Source organism: Lentzea sp. JNUCC 0626 (genome assembly GCF_043632865.1).
Lineage (GTDB): Bacteria > Actinomycetota > Actinomycetes > Mycobacteriales > Pseudonocardiaceae > Lentzea.
In genome coordinates this window covers 8,851,686-8,866,090 of the sequence record NZ_CP171635.1, presented here as the reverse complement: position 1 = coordinate 8,866,090, position 14,405 = coordinate 8,851,686, and the positions used below count along the sequence as shown (strand labels likewise).

At 67.6% G+C, this 14,405-nt stretch carries 11 protein-coding genes and 2 tRNA genes; 4 read left to right on the top strand and 9 right to left on the bottom strand.

Annotated features, from left to right (window positions below; translation table 11 throughout):
* Window positions 1-234 precede the first annotated feature (234 nt).
* A complete protein-coding gene (locus JNUCC0626_RS41525) occupies window positions 235-2,529 on the top strand; it encodes an RNA degradosome polyphosphate kinase (RefSeq protein WP_394616119.1) in 2,295 nt (764 codons plus the stop codon).
* Window positions 2,529-3,446 carry an NUDIX hydrolase gene (locus JNUCC0626_RS41520; protein ID WP_394622210.1) on the top strand — a complete coding sequence of 306 codons (918 nt, stop codon included), beginning with the start codon at window positions 2,529-2,531 and terminating at the stop codon, window positions 3,444-3,446. The genes JNUCC0626_RS41525 and JNUCC0626_RS41520 overlap by 1 nt, the downstream gene beginning before the upstream one ends.
* 329 nt (window positions 3,447-3,775) lie before the next feature.
* On the opposite strand, the gene JNUCC0626_RS41515 is transcribed toward JNUCC0626_RS41520, so the two are convergent.
* From JNUCC0626_RS41515 to leuC, 3 genes are all read right to left on the bottom strand, one after another.
* On the bottom strand, window positions 3,776-4,432 hold the full coding sequence (locus JNUCC0626_RS41515; RefSeq protein WP_394616118.1) for an HU family DNA-binding protein: 657 nt from the start codon (window positions 4,430-4,432) through the stop codon (window positions 3,776-3,778).
* Window positions 4,433-4,620: 188 nt separating this feature from the next.
* Window positions 4,621-5,223 (bottom strand): 3-isopropylmalate dehydratase small subunit, encoded by a 603-nt coding sequence (leuD, locus tag JNUCC0626_RS41510; protein WP_394616117.1) that lies wholly within the window; start codon window positions 5,221-5,223, stop codon window positions 4,621-4,623.
* A gap of 2 nt (window positions 5,224-5,225) precedes the next feature.
* Window positions 5,226-6,632 carry a 3-isopropylmalate dehydratase large subunit gene (gene leuC / locus JNUCC0626_RS41505; RefSeq protein WP_394616116.1) on the bottom strand — a complete coding sequence of 469 codons (1,407 nt, stop codon included), beginning with the start codon at window positions 6,630-6,632 and terminating at the stop codon, window positions 5,226-5,228.
* Between the two features lie 73 nt (window positions 6,633-6,705).
* Here leuC and JNUCC0626_RS41500 point away from each other — a divergent pair, with 73 nt between their 5' ends.
* Complete coding sequence (locus JNUCC0626_RS41500) at window positions 6,706-7,407, top strand: IclR family transcriptional regulator (protein WP_166043375.1); 702 nt, start codon at window positions 6,706-6,708, stop codon at window positions 7,405-7,407.
* A gap of 1,095 nt (window positions 7,408-8,502) precedes the next feature.
* On the opposite strand, the gene JNUCC0626_RS41495 is transcribed toward JNUCC0626_RS41500, so the two are convergent.
* The 3 genes from JNUCC0626_RS41495 to JNUCC0626_RS41485 form a co-directional block, all read right to left on the bottom strand.
* Window positions 8,503-8,575, bottom strand: a tRNA-Glu gene (locus JNUCC0626_RS41495).
* Window positions 8,576-8,723: 148 nt separating this feature from the next.
* Window positions 8,724-8,795 (bottom strand) — tRNA-Gln (locus JNUCC0626_RS41490).
* Window positions 8,796-8,946: 151 nt separating this feature from the next.
* Window positions 8,947-9,684: an HAD family hydrolase gene (locus tag JNUCC0626_RS41485; RefSeq protein ID WP_394616115.1), complete on the bottom strand. Its 738-nt coding sequence runs from the start codon at window positions 9,682-9,684 to the stop codon at window positions 8,947-8,949.
* Between the two features lie 379 nt (window positions 9,685-10,063).
* Here JNUCC0626_RS41485 and JNUCC0626_RS41480 point away from each other — a divergent pair, with 379 nt between their 5' ends.
* On the top strand, window positions 10,064-11,320 hold the full coding sequence (locus tag JNUCC0626_RS41480; RefSeq protein ID WP_394616114.1) for an FAD-dependent oxidoreductase: 1,257 nt from the start codon (window positions 10,064-10,066) through the stop codon (window positions 11,318-11,320).
* Here JNUCC0626_RS41480 and JNUCC0626_RS41475 read toward each other — a convergent pair.
* From JNUCC0626_RS41475 to cimA, 3 genes are all read right to left on the bottom strand, one after another.
* Window positions 11,310-11,969, bottom strand: coding sequence for a LuxR C-terminal-related transcriptional regulator (locus JNUCC0626_RS41475; RefSeq protein WP_394616113.1), 660 nt, complete (start codon window positions 11,967-11,969; stop codon window positions 11,310-11,312). The two genes, JNUCC0626_RS41480 and JNUCC0626_RS41475, sit on opposite strands and share 11 nt — an antisense overlap.
* A 67-nt stretch (window positions 11,970-12,036) precedes the next feature.
* On the bottom strand, window positions 12,037-12,795 hold the full coding sequence (locus tag JNUCC0626_RS41470) for a fumarylacetoacetate hydrolase family protein (RefSeq protein ID WP_285645736.1): 759 nt from the start codon (window positions 12,793-12,795) through the stop codon (window positions 12,037-12,039).
* A 17-nt stretch (window positions 12,796-12,812) separates the two neighbouring features.
* Window positions 12,813-14,396 carry a citramalate synthase gene (gene cimA / locus JNUCC0626_RS41465; RefSeq protein WP_394616112.1) on the bottom strand — a complete coding sequence of 528 codons (1,584 nt, stop codon included), beginning with the start codon at window positions 14,394-14,396 and terminating at the stop codon, window positions 12,813-12,815.
* Window positions 14,397-14,405 lie beyond the last annotated feature (9 nt).

The following is a 14,405-nucleotide window of genomic DNA, read 5'->3' as shown; positions in this document are numbered from 1 at the left end:
TACTTTTAACAGTGACGGTTCCGCCACAGTCCTTCGAGATGACGGCGTTCTCGTCGACGTGAGCGCGGCGGCCGTCACGGCGGGTGGCTGGCGAATGCTGCGTCCGGGCCAGCGGGTGACCCTCGAACGTAGTCCCGATGGGGTCGTTACAGCTCTTCGCATGCCTGTTCTGTGACGAGGAGTTCACCAGACGGACGTCCTGGTTAGGGGCGCTCACGCCGAACTTGAGACACAATGCGTGACGTGAGCACGGACGACAACGACGGCAAGGCGACCCCCTCCCGACGCCGCGGAACGCGCGGCAAGGCAGCGGCCACCCCGCGCGCGGCGGCTCCGAAACGGCAGCCTCGCGCGGCGACCAGGCGAGCGTCCAACCCGCGGGCGAAGGCCGAACCCGAGCAGCAGCCGGTCGCCACGCCGACTCGGGGTGTGCCGGCGGCGCCCCCGGCGGTGACGTCGCCCGTCCTGCCCACCGACCTGCCGGACGACCGGTACTTCAACCGTGAACTGTCCTGGTTGGACTTCAACGCCCGCGTGCTCGCGCTGGCCGAGGACTCCTCGCAGCCGTTGCTGGAGCGCGCGAAGTTCTCCGCGATCTTCGCCTCGAACCTGGACGAGTTCTACATGGTCCGGGTCGCGGGCCTGAAGCGTCGTGCGGAGACGGGTCTGTCGGTGCGCAGCGCGGACGGGCTCACACCGCAGGAGCAGCTCGTCGCGATCTTCAAGCGCTCGCAGGAACTCGTGGAGCAGCACGCCCGCGCGTTCCTCGACCACATCCGGCCCGGTCTGGAAGAGCACCGGATCAGCATCGTGGCGTGGGGCGACCTCACGGACTACGACCGCTTGCGGCTCTCCAACTACTTCAGCGAGCAGGTGTTCCCGGTCCTGACGCCGCTGGCCGTCGACCCGGCGCACCCGTTCCCGTACATCTCGGGGCTGTCGCTGAACCTCGCGGTCACCGTGCGGGATCCCGAGGGCGGCGGCGAGCGGTTCGCCCGCGTGAAGGTGCCGGACAACGTGCCGCGACTCGTTCGCGTGGAAGCGGACCGGTCTTCCTCTTCGGCGACTTTCCTGCCGTTGGAGGAACTCATCGCCGCGCACCTGGGCGAGCTGTTCACCGGCATGGAGGTCATCGAGTGCCACGCGTTCCGCGTGACGCGCAACGCGGACCTCGAGGTCGAGGAGGACCGCGACGAGGACCTGTTGCAGGCGCTGGAACGCGAACTCGCGCGGCGCCGGTTCGGTCCGCCGGTCCGCCTCGAGGTGGCCGACGATATGACCGAGCACATGCTCGAACTGTTGTTGCGGGAGATGGACGTCGACCCGCACGACGTCGTGACGGTGCCCGGCCTGCTCGACCTGTCGTGCCTGTGGCAGCTCTACGGCATCGACCGCAAGACCTTGAAGGACCCGGCGTTCGTGCCGGCGACGCACCCGGCGTTCGGTGAGCGCGAGACGCCGAAGAGCGTGTTCGCGACGTTGCGCGAGGGCGATGTCCTCGTGCACCACCCGTACCACTCGTTCTCGACGTCGGTGCAGCGCTTCATCGAGCAGGCCGCGGCGGACCCGCACGTGCTCGCCATCAAGCAGACCCTGTACCGCACCTCGGGTGACTCGCCCATCGTGGACGCGCTGATCGACGCGGCCGAGGCGGGCAAGCAGGTCGTGGCGCTGGTGGAGCTCAAGGCGCGCTTCGACGAGCAGGCGAACATCAAGTGGGCGCGGGCGCTGGAGAAGGCGGGCGTGCACGTCGTCTACGGCCTGGTGGGCCTGAAGACGCACTGCAAGACGTCGTTGGTGGTGCGCCAGGAGGGTTCGACGATCCGGCGTTACTGCCACATCGGCACCGGCAACTACAACCCGAAGACCGCGCGGTTGTACGAGGACGTCGGCATCCTCACGGCCGAGCCGACGATCGGCGCGGACCTCACGGACCTCTTCAACGTCCTGACGGGCTATGCGCGCCAGGACGAGTACCGCTCGTTGCTGGTGGCGCCCTACGGCGTCCGCAAGGGCATCGTGGACCGGATCAACGCCGAGATCGAGCACGCGCAGGCGGGCAAGCCGTCCGGGGTGCGCATCAAGGTGAACTCGCTCGTGGACGAGCAGGTCATCGACGCGCTGTACCGGGCGTCGCAGGCCGGTGTGCCCGTGGACGTGGTCGTGCGCGGCATCTGCGGCCTCAAGCCGGGCATCAAGGGCCTGTCCGAGAACATCCGGGTGCGGTCGATCCTCGGCCGGTTCCTGGAGCACTCGCGCGTCTTCCACTTCGTCGCCTGCGAGGAGTACTGGATCGGCAGCGCGGACATGATGCACCGCAACCTGGACCGTCGCGTCGAGGTCGCGTTGCGCGTGGCGGATCCGCGCCTGACCAAGCAGCTCGGCGACATGTTCGACTCCGCGCTCGACGAGCACACCCGCTGCTGGGTGTTGCGGGCTGACGGAGAATGGGACGCCTCGCCTTCGGACGGCACGTCCGTGCGGGACCACCAGATGGAACTTCTCCACAAGCACGGAGCTCTTGGGTGATCAAAGCTGCTGGGGCGGTGCTCTGGCGCGATGCCGACGGTGACGTCGAAGTCGCGGTGGTGCACCGTCAGCGTTATGACGACTGGTCGTTGCCGAAGGGAAAACTCGACCCCGGTGAGACCCTCCCCGCCTGCGCGGTGCGCGAGATAGCCGAGGAAACGGGGTATTCCTCCGTGCTCGGCCGGCATCTTCGCCAGGTTTCGTACTCGGTTCGCGGCGTGCCCAAAACCGTCGACTACTACGCGGCCCGCGCGGTCTCGGGTTCGTTCACCGAGAACGAGGAGGTGGACGAACTCCGCTGGCTGCCGGTGGCCGAGGCGTCCGCTCTGCTGACGTACGAACCGGACCGCGAGGTGCTGGAGGAGTTCTCCCGCCTGCCCGCCGACCTCCTGGTCGTGCTGCTGGTCCGGCACGCGAAGGCGGGCAAGCGTTCCGAGTGGCACGAGGACGACGACCTCCGCCCGCTCTCGGACGCGGGCAGGCGCCAGGCCGCCGCTCTCCGCACGTTGTTGCCCTTGTGGGCACCGACGCGCGTCCACACCGCTCCCAGGGTCCGTTGCGTGGACACGGTGGCAGCCGTGGCGACGGACCTGGCCGTGGAGATGGTGGAGGAGCCCCGGCTGTCCGAGGAGGGCTACTGGCCCGACCCGGACGCGGGCCTCGTGCGTCTGCTGGAGGTGGCCGCGCTGGAGGGCCGGGCCGTCATCTCCTCGCAGGGAGGCGTGATCCCGTCCGTCGTGCAGTCGCTCGCCGAAATGGGCGGTCTGCGCCTCGACGAGATCCCCTGCAAGAAGGGCAGCACCTGGGTGCTCGCCTTCACCAGGCCGTTCGGCTCGTGGTCCACTTCGGACTCACCTTCGCGCTGGCCAACGCTGGTGTCGGCCCATTACCTGGCGTCTCCGCTGCCCCGTCCCTGACGCCTGATCACCCCGCCTGAACGTCGTCTGATTCCCGCCGTCTTCCCGCTCCGCCGAAAGTTCGCCTGTGGCAACCAACTCGGCCGGGAAGGCGGCGGTTTCGCTTCTGGCGGACGTTGTTCCGGGCCGGGCGGGCGTTATTCGCAGGCGTGCAGGCGTTATTCCTATTGGGGGCAGCGGAGTTCAAGGCCGGGACCGGACGACCGACTTCCCGGCGAACTCGCCGCCGCTGCGAAGCAGCGGCCAATCAACACGAAGGCCCCGGTGTGCGCACACCGGGGCCTTCCGCGTAGTTCTGAAGTGACGCAGCCTCCCTCAGGAGGCCCGTCTCACTTCTTCTTGGCAGCCGTCTTGCGAGCGGCGGGCTTCGCAGCCGTGGCCTTCGCAGCGGGCTTGGCCGCAGCCGTCGTCTTGGCGGCAGCAGGCTTGCGAGCCGTGGTGGTCTTCGCAGCAGCAGCCGGCTTGGCAGCGGCCTTCGTGGCGGTCGCCTTCGCGGGCGCCTTGGCAGCAGCGGGCTTCGCCGCAGCAGCCGTGGTGGTGCGACGGGTCGCGGGCGCCTTGGTGGCGGCCGCAGCCGTACGCGTGCGCGTCGTGGTCGTCGCGCGGGTCGTCGCGGCCTTGGTCGCCGGAGCCTTGGTGGCCGCGGGCTTCGCGGCAGCAGCGGCGGCGGGCTTCGCGGCGGCCTTGGCAGCAACGGCCTTCGGCAGCTTCTTCGCACCGCTGATGACGTCCTTGAACGTCGAGCCGGGGCGGAACGCGGGCACGTTGGTCTTCTTGACCTTCACGGTCTCACCGGTGCGCGGGTTGCGCGCCGTGCGAGCCGCACGGGCACGCTTCTCGAAGACGCCGAAGCCCGTGATGTTGACCTTCTCGCCCTTGTTGACGGAGCGCACGATCACATCGACGAGCCCGTCAACAGCAGCACCGGCGGTCTTCTTGTCTCCCAGGCGCTCGGCGAGCGCCTCGATGAGCTGGGCCTTGTTCACCTTCAGTCCCTCCCAGGACGCTCACGGCCCATAAGCGTCTGGGCCGACTAGAACGCAACGGTAGGCCCAAATCGCGAGAAATACCAATCGCCACGCCAACTTTTTCGTTGTGGCGTGGCTAATTGCGCCCCTTCGAGGGACAGGAGGCGCCGGATTCGCCCCTCTCAAGGGGTAAATCCGGCCCCCTCTCAGACCGCCGGAAGCGGATCCGTTGTGGGCAACCAAGTCTGGCGATTGCCCTCGAAATCGCTGATCTCGGCCTCGTGGCGCAGCGTCAAAGCGATGTCGTCGAGGCCCTCCAGAAGCCGCCAGCGGGTGTAGTCGTCGATGTCGAACGGGGCTACCAAGTCCTTGGCGCGAACGGTCTTGTCGGTGAGGTCGACGGTGACCGGCGTGCCGGGTTCGGACTCCAGCAACTTCCACAGGAGCTCGACATCGGACTGGCTGCACTCCGCCGCGACGAGCCCCTGCTTGCCCGAGTTGCCCCGGAAGATGTCCGCGAACCGGGACGAGATGACGACCCGGAAGCCGTAGTCCATCAACGCCCAGACGGCGTGTTCCCGTGAGGACCCGGTGCCGAAGTCAGGGCCCGCAACGAGGACGCTGCCCGCCTTGAACGGCTCCTGGTTGAGGATGAAGTACTCGTCCCCGCGCCAGGCGGCGAAGAGCCCGTCCTCGAACCCGCTGCGGGTCACGCGCTTGAGGTAGACGGCCGGGATGATCTGGTCGGTGTCCACGTTGGACCTGCGCAGCGGCACACCGACACCGGTGTGAGTGGTGAAGGCATCCATGGTCAGACCTCCAGATCTGCCGGGGCGGAGAGGGTGCCGCGCACGGCCGTCGCGGCGGCGACGAGCGGCGAAACGAGATGCGTCCGGCCGCCCTTGCCCTGCCTGCCCTCGAAGTTGCGGTTGGAGGTCGACGCGCTGCGCTCACCCGGCGCGAGCTGATCCGGGTTCATGCCAAGGCACATCGAGCAGCCGGCCTGCCGCCACTCGGCGCCCGCGTCGAGGAACACCTTGTCCAGGCCCTCGTCCTCGGCCTGCTTGCGCACCCGCATCGAACCGGGGACGACCAGCATCCGTACTCCTGAAGCGACGTGCTTCCCCTTGATGACGTCCGCCGCGGCGCGCAGGTCCTCGATGCGCCCGTTGGTGCAGGAGCCGAGGAACACCGTGTCCACGCGGATGTCGCGCAGCGGCGTGCCGGGCTCGAGGCCCATGTACGTCAGCGCCTTCTCGGCGGCCACGCGCTCGTTCTCGTCCGAGATCTTCTCGGGGTCGGGGATGCTCGCGCCCAGCGGCAGACCCTGGCCGGGGTTGGTTCCCCACGTGACGAACGGAGTGAGGTCGTTCGCGTCGATGGTGACCTCGGCGTCGAACGTCGCGTCGTCGTCCGTGCGCAGCGTCTTCCAGTACTCGACGGCCTTGTCCCAGTCCGCGCCGGACGGTGCGTGGTCGCGACCCTTGATGTAGTCGAAAGTCGTGTCGTCCGGTGCGATCATGCCGGCGCGCGCGCCCGCCTCGATCGACATGTTGCAGACCGTCATGCGCGCTTCCATCGACAGCGCCTCGATGGCGTCGCCGCGGTACTCGAGCACATATCCCTGCCCGCCACCGGTGCCGATCTTCGCGATGACGGCGAGGATGATGTCCTTCGCCGTGACGCCTTCACCGAGCGAACCGGTGACGTTGATGGCCATCGTCTTGAACGGACGCAACGGCAACGTCTGCGTCGCCATCACGTGCTCCACCTCGGACGTGCCGATGCCGAACGCCAGCGCACCGAACGCTCCGTGCGTGCTCGTGTGACTGTCGCCGCACACCACCGTCATTCCCGGCTGCGTGAGGCCGAGCTGCGGCCCGACGACGTGCACGATGCCCTGCTCGAAGTCGCCCATCGGGTGCAACCGCACGCCGAACTCCGCGCAGTTGCGCCGGAGGGTCTCGACCTGCGTGCGCGACACCAGGTCCGCGATGGGCTTGTCGATGTCGACGGTCGGAACGTTGTGATCCTCGGTGGCGATCGTCAGATCAGGCCTGCGCAGCTTGCGATTGGCAAGGCGCAGCCCGTCGAACGCCTGGGGGCTGGTGACTTCGTGCAGCAGATGGAGGTCGATGTAAAGCAGGTCCGGCTCCGCACCACTTCCGTGGCGCACAACGTGTGCCTCCCACACCTTCTCCGCGAGCGTGCGGCTCATCGCGACATCTCCCACAGTATGGACGTGCCGACAGATCTGGACTTCTCACTGTCTGGGAAGTTAGTATCGGCTTGTGGGACAGCATAGCGGGATCGGCGTGCTGGACAAGGCAGTGGCCGTGTTGAACGCCGTAGCAAAAGATCCTTGTGGCCTGGCCGAGTTGTGCAACCGCACCGGCCTCCCCCGAGCAACCGCACACCGCCTGGCCGTAGGCCTGGAGGTGCACCGGCTGCTGCGCCGAGGCTCCGACGGCCGCTGGCGCCCAGGCGCCGCTCTCGCAGAACTGGCAGGCGGCGCAACGGACCCGTTGCTGGACGCCGCCTCCTCGGTCCTGCCGCGCCTGCGCGACATCACCGGCGAAAGCGTGCAGCTCTACCGCCGAGACGGAATGCAACGAGTCTGCGTCTCCTCAGCAGAACCCCCTTCGGGCCTTCGCGACACAGTCCCGATCGGAGCAAGGCTCCCGATGACCGCGGGCTCAGGCGCCAAAGTCCTGGCCGCATGGGCAGACCCGGGCACCCAACGAGCAGTCCTGGCCGACGCCGTCTACGGCGAACGCACGCTCCTGGAAGTCCGCCGCCGAGGCTGGGCCCAGTCGGTGGCCGAACGAGAACCAGGCGTGGCCTCAGTCTCAGCCCCAGTAAGGGACTCCTCAGGCGCAGTAGTGGCAGCCGTCTCAGTGAGCGGCCCCATCGACCGCATGGGCCGCCGCCCAGGCGCCCGCTGGGCAGCAGACCTACTGGCAGCAGCCGAGGCCCTGCAAAGCCGCCTCTAAAGCACCAACCACCACGAAGGCCGCCGCCCTCCCAGGGCAGGCGGCCTTCGCGTTTTCACCCCCGACACGCCGCCCTAACAACCCCGACACGCGGACACCGCTGTCTCAACACGCACGACCCCAAACGGCCCAACCCCAACGCATCGAGCCCCCAGCCACTCCGCGAAGAAGTGTGCCTGGCGGGCAACGCCGAGGTGTCAGCGCCACGGCCGCGAGCGGGCGGAGGGGACTTCGGAGCGCGAAGCCAGCGCACGGGAGGGGTGAAAAAGGGCGGGAGGGGGCCGGGTGAGGGAGAGGCGGGGTGCAGGAGGGCCGGTCTATGGGAAGGGCGGGCGCGGGGCGGCAGCGCGGGCAGGGAGTGGACGCGCTGCGGCGGCGGAGGGCGCGGCGTAGCACTTGGTGTGGCGCGAGGTGCAGGCCCTGGGATGGGACGCGATGGGGGCGGGGCGAGCGAGAGCGGGCGCGAGAGCAGGGGCGGCGCGGCCGAGAACGAGCGGGGAGGCGGCTGCTGGGCATGCGGCGCTGGGCATGCGGCGCTGGGCATGCGGTGCTGGGCATGCGGTGCTGGGGGTTGCTAAGGCAGGAACGCGTCAGCGAGGCGTGAGGCGTCAGCGCGGGGCAGGGAATGGACGCGGAGCGGCGACGGTGGGCGCGGGATCTTGGGGTGTGGCTACAGATCGCGGACGCAGAAGTGGGGTGCGAGGTCTAGATGTGCGGCGTAGGCGTGGATTCGCGGGCACGGCGCAGACACAGTGACGGTTGGCGTGGCAGGGAACCCGCCACCGCCAAATTGGCGCACACGAGCACAACCGCCCCAAATGGTGAACTACCCCACACAACGAGACGACCGCAAGAATGCATCACCAAGCCAGCCCCACGGCGAGCGAAGCGAGACGAATAACCAAACACATTCTCAGCGCCCCACCAACCCCACTGGCGAGCGAAGCGAAGCCCCCACCGCAAGGTCCGGGCAACCCCAATGCCGGGGGTCCGGGGGCGGAGCCCGCCGGCCGGGGGTCTGGGGGCTTGGCCCCCAGAGGACAAAGCGAAAGAGGCCTGTCAGCGCTTTCCGCTGACAGGCCTCTCCCACCTCTGTAGCCCCGAAGGGATTCGAACCCTCGCTACCGCCTTGAGAGGGCGGCGTCCTAGGCCGCTAGACGACGGGGCCCTAGAACTTCTTGCTGGAGTGAACCGTATCAGATCTCTCTGTCCGGTCCAAATCCGGCTATTTAGTTCTTGTTCTTACTGTTCTTGCCTACCGCTTTTGCTTTTCAGCAGCTCCAGAAGCTTACCCGAGGGCAGTTCTTCCTTCGCAGCTGGGGTACCAGGACTCGAACCTAGACTAACTGAACCAGAATCAGTCGTGCTGCCAATTACACCATACCCCATTGGCTTTCACGATCGACTTCGTTGTCCGCTAGGAGTTCCGAGGCCCTCGTTGCTGCCGAGAGAAATACTAGACCACGCCCCCGCCAGAAGTGAAATCGGCCCCCACCAACACGCATCTGCGCAGGTGAGGGCCGGTCCCAGGGGTGAACCTCAGGCGTTGGCCGCGGACAGCTCGCAGACGAGGAGCTCCGGCAGTTCGGCGAGGTTCGTGATGGACGACAGGCCGGCGGGCAACGTGCCGCCGGTGGGGCCTGTGCGGTTGAGCCACACGCCGTGCATTCCGGCGTCGCGCGCGCCGATGGCATCGGCGTGCAGGCGGTCTCCCACGTGGACGGTGTCGCCGGGCGGGACGCCCAGGGCGAGGCACGCGGTGTGGAAGATCACGCGGTCTGGCTTGGCGCAGCCGACTTCGCCGGCGATGAGCACCGCGTCGAAGTATTCGGAGAGGCCGAGCTGGGCGATCTTCACGCGCTGGTGGCGGCCGGACGCGTTGCTGATCGCGGCGATCGGCAGGCCGGTGGCGCGCAGCCAGTCGAGCATCGGGATGACGTCCGGGAACAGGCACCAGCCGGCGGAGAGAACCTCCTGGCGGCCGACCTCGCGGCGCGTCGCCTCCTCGATCGTCAGGTCTTCACCCAAAGCCGCGAAGAAGGCCTGCGTGCGGATGTTGCGCATGTCCTCGTACTGGAGGTCGCCGGCGAGCTGGCGGGAGACGTGGTCGTCGGTGATCCGCTGCCACAACGACCAGGCGTCGGCGTTACCGACCATCGATGCCAACGCGGCTCGCGAAGAAGTGCTGTAGTCGACAAGTGTGTCGTCGACGTCCAGGCACACAGCGCGGATCTCGCCGGTTCTCTTACGCGTGAAAGTCGGGGACGCAGTTGTCACCCCGGAAGGTTAGGTGCGAGGAGGCCTCGTCCGATTCGGCTAACGAGGTGATTCCTATAGGTCCTTGCACGATCAAGCGGACCTTGAGGGCCCGAACGACCTAGTGGGACTCCTCCGAGCGCCGAAAGCAATCGGCCGGTCGAGTGTTGTTCGGCGACACAACGATCTTCGTCTCAGCACGCGGTTCCGCGAGCGCGACACTCTAGCTCGCACAACGACATTTCACATCAACCGCAACCCATTCGGGGCCTGGGACACCAGACCGTCCACTTTGGACCGTCCCAAACGAGAGCCACGCCACTCGGAACTCCGCTTGACGCCCTCGGCGATCACGAGCATGCTGAGTTTATTCAACACGAGTTGAAAAGAGGGGATCATCATGGAGAGGACGACCTGTCTCGTCGTAGGTGGCGGACCTGCCGGGATGGTGCTGGGGTTGCTGCTCGCACGCGGTGGCGTCGAGGTCACGGTGCTCGAGAAGCACGGCGACTTCCTGCGCGACTTCCGCGGCGACACGGTGCACGCGTCGACGCTCACGCTGCTGGACGAACTGGGGCTCGGCCCGGCGTTCGCGCAGGTGCCGCACCAGCTCGTGGACAAGATCGAGTCACTGATGGAGGACGGCAGTCGCATCCCGATCGCCGACCTGAGCCGGATTCCCGGTGCTCACAAGCACATCGCGATGGTGCCGCAGTGGGACTTCCTCGACCTGCTGGCGGACGCCGGCAAGCTCGAACCCACGTTCTCGCTGCGGATGAACACCGAGGTCACCGCGATCACCAAGAGCGGCAACAGGGTCACTGGCGTGCAGTACCGGGACCGCGTCGACGGGACCGAGGGCGAGTTCGCCGCGGACCTCGTCGTGGCGGCGGACGGACGGAGCTCGATCCTGCGCGACGCCGTGGACCTGCCGGTCTACCGCTTCGGCGCCCCGATGGACGTGTGGTGGTTCCGGTTGCCGCGCAAGGAAAGCGACCAGGTCAGGGGTGGCGCGGGCCGGTTCAGCGCGGGCAGTGCCCTGGTTCTTATTCCACGTGGGGACTACTTCCAGTGCGCTTTCCTGATCCGCAAGGGAACAGATCAGCAACTGCGCGCCGAAGGTGTTGAGAAGTTCCGTGAGCGCGTGACCACGCTCGTGCCGTGGCTCGCCGACCGGGTCGACCACATCCGGAGCATCGACGACGCGAAGCTGCTCGACGTCAAGCTGGACCGCCTGAAGAAGTGGCACGTCGACGGACTGCTGTGCATCGGTGACGCGGCGCACGCGATGTCGCCGATCGGGGGCGTGGGCATCAACCTGGCCGTGCAGGACGCCGTCGCGGCCGCCACGCTGCTCGCGAAGCCGTTGCGGGAGGGCACCGTGAGCGGCGCCAAGCTCGCGAAGGTGCGTCGCCGCAGGTGGTTCCCGACCGTGCTGATCCAGACGATGCAGCGGGTCATCCAGGGCAGGTTCCTGAGCCGCGTGGTGGACGGCAACGCGACGATCTCGTCGGACAAGCTGCCCGCACCGCTGAAGCTCGCGCAGCGATTCCCGCGCCTGCAGGCGATTCCCGCTTACATGGTGGCGATCGGCCCACGTCCTGAGCACGCACCGGATTTCGCGCGCAGGGCACCGCAGACCATCGTCAGGTCGTGACGAACGCCTCGGAGGACTCGCCGAGCACCATCGCCACGGCGTGGGCGCGATCACGGGCGCCCAGCTTGCGCAGGATCGCCTTCACGTGGGTCTTCACGGTGTCGTTGCTGATGAAGAGCCGCGCGGCGATGCGCGCGTTGTCCATTCCCTTCGCCATCTCGGCCAGCACGTCGAACTCACGTGCCGACAGCTGGCCGAGCGAGGCGGGCGGGGGCATCCGCGACGGCAACCGCGAGAGCGACCCCACCCGCGCGTCGATCGTGGCGGGAGCACCTCGCACCGCGGCCGCGATCAGCGGTAACAGCTCGGCCACGGGCGAGGTTTTCAGCAGGTAGGCGACCGCGCCGGCGTCCAGGGCCGCGCGGGCCCAGCTCGGACTGTCCGCATTGGACAGCACGACGACGCGGGCGCTCGGCCGGAACTGCGCCGTGTCGCGCACGGTGCGCAGCGGTCCGGCGCCCGGGACGTCGAAGTCCGTGACGACGAGGTCCACCAGCGTGCCGCGCAGGCTGCGAGCAGCCTCGGCCACGGTGTGGGCGATGCCCACAACGCGGAAGCAGTGCGTGCGGTGCAGCGAAAGCCGCAGCCCTTCGGTGATGAGCTGCGAACCGTCGACCAGCAGCACACGGGTGGACGCCAGGTCCGTCATGACACCGGGAAGTTACTCGCGGGTACCCGGTCGCGTAACCTGCCGGACGCCGGATTGCTCCGTACGGCTACCTATTTGCGACCGGATTGGTGAGCGTGCCAAGGCCGTCCACAGTCACGGAGACCGTCTGTCCGGCCGTCATCGGCCCGACGCCGGCCGGCGTACCGGTCAGGATCAGGTCGCCCGGCAGCAACGTCATGATGCCGGACACGTATTCGACCAGTGACCCGATGTCGTGCACCATCAACGAAGTACGGCCGTCTTGTTTGACTTCCCCGTCAACTTCGGTGACGACGCGGACGTCCGACGGGTCGAACTCCGTCTCGATAAAGGGACCCAAGGGACAGAACGTGTCAAAACCCTTGGCACGCGTGAACTGCACGTCCTTCTTCTGCAGGTCGCGCGCGGTGACGTCGTTGGCGATCGTGTAACCCATGATCACGCTCGCGGCCTTGGCCTTCGGCACGTCGCGGCAGGGCTGACCGATGATGACGGCCAGTTCTCCCTCGAAGTCGACGCGCTCGGACGCTGCCGGCAGCTTGATCTCGACGTTCGGCCCGATCACCGACGTGTTGGGTTTGAAGAACAGCAGCGGCTCCGCGGGAACCTCGTTGCCGAGTTCCTTCGCGTGGTCCGCGTAGTTCCGCCCCACGCCAATGATCTTGGTCGGCAGAATGGGCGCGAGCAGCCGCACGTCGGCCAACGGCCACTTCCGGCCGGTGAACGTGGGCGTGCCGAAGGGGTGTTCGGCGATTTCCGCGGCCTCGTCGCCTTGAACGGCGACGAAGGCCACGCCAGCGGGATGAGCAATTCGGGCAATGCGCACACTGCCAGCTTACGAGGTCAGCCCGACCGCATCGACTTGTGCACGAGCGCGTCGCACAACGCGAGCCAGGACGCCTCGACGATGTTCCCGTGCACGCCGACGGTCGTCCACTCGCGCTCGCCGTCCGTCGACTCCACCAACACGCGCGTCACCGCGTCCGTGCCGGGGTGCTCGGTGAGGATGCGCACCTTGTAGTCGGCCAGCTCGACAGTGTCCAACCAGGACAGATGCGGCAGCAACGCCTTGCGCAGAGCGGCGTCCAGCGCGTGCACGGGCCCGATGCCCTCGGCCGTGGCGATCACCCGCTCCCCCGCGACGTGCACCTTGACCGTGGCCTCGGACACGATCTCCCCGTCAGAACGGTGATCGAGCACGACCCGGTAGGACTCCAGCGTGAACGGCGGAGTGTCCAGTTCGGACAGCTCCCCGCGCAGCAACAACTCCAGCGACGCGTCGGCGGCCTCGAACGACCACCCCTTGGCCTCCAACTCCTTGACGCGAGCCAGCGCCGTCCCGACCTCGTTCCCCCGGCCGGCCAGGTCGAGCCCGAACTCACGTCCCTTGAGTTCGATGCTCGCCCGACCGGCCATCTCGGTGACCAGCACCCGCATGTCGTTGCCGACGGTGTCCGGATCGATGTGGTTGTACAGCTCCGGATCCACCTTGATCGCGCTCGCGTGCAGACCCGCCTTGTGAGCGAATGCTGACGACCCGACATAAGCCTGGTGGGTGTCGGGTGCGATGTTCGCGATCTCGGCCAACGCATGGGAGACGCGGGTGAGCTCGGCCAGCGCCCCGGTCGGGAGCACCTCCATGCCGAGCTTGGTCACGAGGTTTCCCACGACGGCGAACAGGTCAGCGTTACCCGCTCGCTCGCCATAACCATTGGCAGTGCACTGCACATGCGTGGCGCCCGCCTGAACGGCCGCGATCGTGTTGGCCACCGCACAGGACGTGTCGTCCTGGCAGTGAATCCCCACGCGAAAACCAGTCTTCTCCACAACCTCGGCGACCGTGCTCGCCAGATTCAACGGCAACTGCCCGCCGTTCGTGTCGCACAACACGACCACGTCCGCGCCACCCTCCACAGCGGACTCCAGCACCCTCAGGCTGGTGTCCGGCGAGAACGCGTACCCGTCGAAGAAGTGCTCGGCGTCCAGGAACACCCGCCGCCCGTGGTCCTTCAGGAACCTGACCGTGTCGCGCACCATCTTCAGGTTCTCTTCGGTGTCCGTCCGCAAAGCACGTTCGATGTGCCGCAGATCCGACTTGGCCACCAACGTCACCACGGGAGCCTGCGACTCCAGCAACGCCCTGACCTGCAGGTCGTCCTCGACCTTGACCCCGGCCTTGCGCGTGGCCCCGAACGCGACCAGCTTGGCGTGCTTCAGTTCCAGATCCCCGGCCGCCGCCCGCGCGAAGAACTCCGTGTCCTTGGGCAGAGCGCCGGGCCAGCCGCCCTCGATGAACCCGACGCCGAGCCCGTCCAGCAAGCGCGCGACCGCGAGCTTGTCCGTGACGGAGTACGAAATGCCCTCACGTTGTGCGCCATCGCGCAACGTCGTGTCGTAGACGTGGAACTCGTCGGCAGGGCCTGCCATCGGGGTCAT

Bases quoted from the DNA above. Each gene is read 5' to 3' on its own strand.
- JNUCC0626_RS41525 (WP_394616119.1), top strand. From the start codon at position 235: ATGCGTGACGTGAGCACGGACGACAACGACGGCAAGGCGACCCCCTCC.
- leuD (WP_394616117.1), bottom strand. From the start codon at position 5,223: ATGGATGCCTTCACCACTCACACCGGTGTCGGTGTGCCGCTGCGCAGG.
- leuC (WP_394616116.1), bottom strand. From the start codon at position 6,632: ATGAGCCGCACGCTCGCGGAGAAGGTGTGGGAGGCACACGTTGTGCGC.
- JNUCC0626_RS41480 (WP_394616114.1), top strand. From the start codon at position 10,064: ATGGAGAGGACGACCTGTCTCGTCGTAGGTGGCGGACCTGCCGGGATG.
- JNUCC0626_RS41475 (WP_394616113.1), bottom strand. From the start codon at position 11,969: ATGACGGACCTGGCGTCCACCCGTGTGCTGCTGGTCGACGGTTCGCAG.
- cimA (WP_394616112.1), bottom strand. From the start codon at position 14,396: ATGGCAGGCCCTGCCGACGAGTTCCACGTCTACGACACGACGTTGCGC.